8 protein-coding genes are annotated in these 5,230 nt (G+C 31.2%); all 8 read left to right on the top strand.

The genetic code is table 11. The features are described from left to right. On the top strand, positions 1–922 hold a 922-nt coding region (locus tag VK998_RS05320; protein WP_325226317.1), incomplete at its 5' end, for a hypothetical protein. A gap of 28 nt (positions 923–950) precedes the next feature. Further along, complete coding sequence (locus VK998_RS05315) at positions 951–1,436, top strand: hypothetical protein (RefSeq protein ID WP_325226315.1); 486 nt, start codon at positions 951–953, stop codon at positions 1,434–1,436. 43 nt (positions 1,437–1,479) lie between these two features. Then, entirely contained in the window at positions 1,480–2,478 is a 999-nt protein-coding gene (locus tag VK998_RS05310; RefSeq protein WP_325226313.1) for a hypothetical protein, read from the top strand. 75 nt (positions 2,479–2,553) lie between these two features. After that, on the top strand, positions 2,554–3,180 hold the full coding sequence (locus VK998_RS05305; RefSeq protein ID WP_325226312.1) for a hypothetical protein: 627 nt from the start codon (positions 2,554–2,556) through the stop codon (positions 3,178–3,180). A 12-nt stretch (positions 3,181–3,192) separates the two neighbouring features. Then, entirely contained in the window at positions 3,193–3,624 is a 432-nt protein-coding gene (locus VK998_RS05300) for a hypothetical protein (protein WP_325226311.1), read from the top strand. A 3-nt stretch (positions 3,625–3,627) separates the two neighbouring features. Then, positions 3,628–3,951: a hypothetical protein gene (locus VK998_RS05295; protein ID WP_325226310.1), complete on the top strand. Its 324-nt coding sequence runs from the start codon at positions 3,628–3,630 to the stop codon at positions 3,949–3,951. Positions 3,952–3,966: 15 nt separating this feature from the next. After that, positions 3,967–4,986 (top strand): hypothetical protein, encoded by a 1,020-nt coding sequence (locus VK998_RS05290; RefSeq protein ID WP_325226308.1) that lies wholly within the window; start codon positions 3,967–3,969, stop codon positions 4,984–4,986. Between the two features lie 10 nt (positions 4,987–4,996). After that, a partial coding sequence (locus VK998_RS05285) for a hypothetical protein (RefSeq protein WP_325226306.1) occupies positions 4,997–5,230 on the top strand: 234 nt, incomplete at its 3' end.

The following is a 5,230-nucleotide window of genomic DNA, read 5'->3' as shown; positions in this document are numbered from 1 at the left end:
AGGGGCTGAATTAAGTGTTGTAGGACAGTTTTCTGAAAATGGTGATGAGAGTTTTTACAATAAAATCGAAGAATTAAACAACAAAATATCACAACATTTTGCAAATGCTGATAAAAACACTATTAAAGGAGGTGATAATGTGGAATATAAGAAGTTTGAAGAAGAGATAGTCGAAACAGCTGAAGAAACCAAAGAAGAAATTGTAGATGAAACTACTAAACAAGGGCAAGAGTTTGAGTCTACTGAAGATGTAGTAGAAGAAACAGAAGAGGCCACAAATGACACCTCTCAAGAAGCAGTAGAAGAAGAAAGTTTTACTAAAACATTTGAATTAAGTCATGATGATATCAGAAGTAATTTGTATCAATTGCTTTCCAAAGTTGAAGAGGAAGATGATGAGTGGTATTACATCAATGAAGTTTATGACAATTACTTTGTTTACTCATCTTGGGACAGTCAAAAATATTATAAACAAAACTACGTAAAGACTGATGTTGATGTAGCGTTTGAAGGTGAAAGAGTGGAATTGTTTGTTGAATACCTAACTGCCGAAGAATTAGAAGAATTAAATAAAATGAGAGAAAATTATAGTTTAATTCTTAAGGAAAATGAAGAATTAAAAGAGTTTAAGGCACAAAAGGACAAAGAAGAATTTGAGGCTGAACAAGAAAAGATTAGACAAGAAAAAATTGACCATATCAATACTGAGTATGAAAAAATTTCAGATGATGTAAAAGAATTATTCATTAGCAAGGTTGACGAATATGAAACAGTTGAAGATATAGACGCAGATATATGTGTTTATATAGTAAAGAATAAAGTAGTTTTTTCTAAAACTAAAAAAGAGCCAACACCAGCAAAAGTTGGTGTAGAAGAAAATACACAAAATTCAGTTACGTCTCCATATGGGGACTTATTTTAATTAATTAAATTTTAAGGAGGAATATATTATGGCAAAAGCAATTTTTATAGCGGAAAATATGGCTAGTACAAAATTAGGTTCATTATTAAGAAGTGCTAAACAAGACACACCAATCGAGAACGGTTGTATAGTAACATTGGGCGATTTAGTAGCAGGAGAATCAGATTTATACGAAGCAGGAGCAGTAACAGCTAATACAGACGATGTCTATTTAGTGGACGGTGTTGAATTAGATTCTGATGAACAATTAACAAAAGGATTAGATGATTTTGAAAATCCAGCAAACAAACCTTTTAGAGTTAGAAAAGCACTTGCAGGAGACAGATTTTCAATAAGTGCATCAGCTATAACAGGTAAACCAGTAGTAGGCGAATTTGTAGAAGTTCCTGCAACTGGAAATAACTTGGCAGCAGTTGAAACACCTACAGAAGGTGCGTCTTTAGTATGTGAAGTTGTTGCATTATGGACATTTGGCACAAGAGCAATACCAATGGTTAGACTTGTAGTAAAATAAGATATTTTTAAACAATTAATTAAATTTTAAGGAGGAGTATATTATGGCAGATAAAAATGCAATTATTAAATTAGGCGTAGATATATGCAAAAACCAAGTAAATACGGAATTTGCAAGTGAGAATAGAGAAGAACAAATGGAAGTTTTAAGAAAAGCATTAGTTGAGGCTAATGGTGGTAGTGAGAAGTTAAATTATAAAACAATGAGAAACAATGTAGAGTTATTTGAAATCATCGAAACAATACTTGAAATGAATGATATTCAAGGATTCGAAGATAATGATTTCTTTGAGCAATTTGTGGAATATAGAAATATTGCATTAGGGGACGATGAGTTCTTCTATATAGAAGATAATTCACTATTCACAGTTAATACTACTGCTGAAGGTGTAGGAAATACTTTAAGACAAAGAATCAACAAAGGTAAGCACGAGACTGTTCCTACTGTATTACATACTATAGAAACATATGAAGAACTTAATAGATTACTTGCTGGTAGAATTTCTATAGTTGAATTCGTAGATAGAATTAGAAGGTCATTTATGAATAAGAGAATGGAAACTATTTATACTACTTTCTATGAAGGTATAAGTGGACTTCCAGCAGCTTTTGGTAAGACAGGAACCTATGCTGAAGAAGATTTAATTGACTTAATTGCACACGTAGAAGCATCAACAGGTGGAGATGCAATAATTATAGGAACTAAAAAAGCATTAAGCAAAGTAGATACAGCAGTAATATCTGAAAGTGCAAAAGAAAGATATAATCAAGCTGGATTCTATGGTATCTTTAATGGTACACCTATGATGGCAATAAAACAATCTCACAAAGTTGGAACTTATGATTTTGCAATATCTGATAATGATTTATGGATTGTAACATCTAATGATAAACCAGTCAAGTTTGTAACTGAAGGCGATGCAATATTTGAACAAGGACAAGCAACTAGCAATGCGGATAGAACTATTGACATATTCGCAGGAGAAAGATGGGGCGTTGGTATTGTTCTTAGCCAATTATATGGACAATACAGAATATCATAAGAGAAATAATGCAATAAAACAGGGGGACGGAAGTCCTCCTAATTATTTAATAATGAATAAAAGGAGAGGTTTATAATGGCTGAAAAAGATAAAGTAGAAGAAACAAAAAAAGAAACTAAGAAAGAAACAACAACTAAAAAGACAACAAATAAAAAAGCAACTACTAAAAAAACTAATACTACCACTAAAGCTAACACAAAATCTAAGGCTAAAAAAACAATTGATAAAATAGCTAAAAACGTAACAAAACCAGCAACCAGAAAAAAAAGAGATATGAATGAGATGGTAAGTGTGATTTGTATTACAAATACACCTTTAGTTTATACTAGTAAAAATCAAGTTGGATACAGAGTGGACTGGGGTGGATTTTTAGAAGAAAATTGGATGGAGTATAAAGAGTTAATAAACATGAGAAACTCACAAAGGGCATTTTTTGAAGAGCCTTGGGTTATATGTGAATGGGATGTATTAGTGGATTTAAAAGTTGACCAATATTATAAAAATATTATAGATTTAGAAAACTTAGATGCAATTTTTGAAAAATCACCAGAAGAATTAGAAAGAACATTAAAAATAGTTCCAGATGGTATAAAAAAACTAATAGTAGACAGAGCTTTTGAACTAAGAAGAGAAAAGAAATTAGATTCACTAAACACAATAGAAGTTATTGAAAACACATTGAATATAGATTTATCTATATAGGGAGGTCTTATAATGGCTACTCCTTATTCAGTAATCGATAACAGCTTTTTAAATAAAATAACAGATGATTTAATTTTAACTATGACAGATGAAGAGATACAGGATATGATTGATAGTTATAGAACAAGTGCTGGTGCTAAATTTAAACAATGCAACAAACTATCAGACAGAGATGATGATTTAAGACAATATAACCAAACACTAACGGATGAGGAAATTGAGATACTTGCTAACCTGATGGTCTTAGAGTGGCTAAAACCTAGAATTAATTCTATAGAAGTACTAAAACCATCTATGTCTACAAAAGATTATAGAACCTTCTCTAATGCAAAGCACTTAGATTCACTGTTAAAGCTAAAAAAAGAGACGTTGGCAGAAATTGATAGTCTTATTGTATCTTACACTTATTCTGAGAATAGTTTAAACGATTTAAGGAAGGTGTAATATATGATAAAAACAAAATATTATGCTATTCCTAATGCTTATTTTGCTAATTATTTTAATTTTTTAATTGGTAGAGTATGGAAAATACTACCTATGAGCGAAGAAAATAATCAGCATTTGCAGGAATATATGGAAGGTTTGCAAAGAGAATTGATTGGTAATATGAATTTAGTTGAAGATTTAAAACATGATGGGTATTTTATTATCCTATTAAATAAAATTGAATATCTGATAAATGAAGAATATACTCATGAGGTCTGTAGGAAAGAAGTATTTGAATGTATTTCTATCATCGAAAAAATACAGAAAAAATACGAATTACTATAAAAATGGGGTGGTGATATGTCATTAAATTTAGATTTATATAAAGCTAGATTAGATGCCTACAAAGTTGTAGGTAAAGAAGGTAAGATTAACTCTATGAAAAAAGCTATTGCTGATGATTTTTTCAATAATCCATCTCATTTTGAAGTATCAATTAATGACGTTATAAGAGATGTCCATTTAATAGAGGAAACTCAAAAAACATATAAAATTTTATGTATGCCTGATGAGGAAATAAATGCAGGTGAATATGTCAAATTAAATGGCGATATTTTTCTTTGTTTATATAGATATCCTGATAATACAGTCCAGTCAAGAGGTATTATCCAAGAGACCAACCATGATGTCAAATGGATAGATATAGATAGCAACCTAATTACTAAACCTTCTATAGTAGATGCTAAAACGCTATACACTACAGGGGTCAGAGATGATAGAATTATCGAAATTCCAAATGGCATGGTTGGTATCCAATTACCTTTTGACGATGACACAAAGAAATTAAATAGAGGATATCACTTCATATTCAATAAAACAAAGTATGAGGTTAGTTTTTATGATGACACCTCATATAATGGGTTAGTTGTACTGATTTGTAAAGAGGTAGAAAAAAATTCTAAGAGAGATGATATGACAAATGGTATAGCTAATAGATACATAGAAGCAGCAGATGGTAGTCTTGTTGACAGATTGGATAAATCCAGTCTTGAGCCAGAGCCAGAAGACCCAAATGATGGCGTAAGATACACCTATACTGCACAAATGAAATATCCAGAAGACCCAGATGATGAAATATGGTGGAATGAAAGTGCCACATACATAATACACAAATTCATTGATGATGTAGAAGTAGATGCAGAGTTTGAATTTACACTAGAGCAAAATCCTGATAATCTTGCATTTATAGAAAATCAAACTACTAATTCAGTAACTATCGAGGCATTCTTTGGGGCTATAGGCGAGGTTATACTAAGAGCAATAGATATTGAAACTGGCAAATTGGCAATTACTCATAAAATTAATATTATAGGAAGTTAGGAGGGATGTTGTGGGAAGGTTTTATAAAATGAACAGAGACATTTATGCTTTGGCTGAAGCCATGTTAAAAAACCAAGAGCTGTGTAAGCTGATATATTACTCAGGGCAACATCCTTTAAAGCAACCTGATATTGATGGAGTTAGACAGTTATTGAATAAAAGAGTGTTGCCTTTCAGAACAAAAATGCCAACCCCACTTGAAGAGAAAACTTATGTAATGATAAGACCTGAAAACATAAGAAGT

It is taken from the genome of Schnuerera sp. (genome assembly GCF_035459645.1).
GTDB lineage: Bacteria > Bacillota > Clostridia > Tissierellales > Tepidimicrobiaceae > Schnuerera.
Note: the sequence above shows the minus strand (reverse complement) of the source record. Positions and strands in the feature narration are given on the sequence as shown.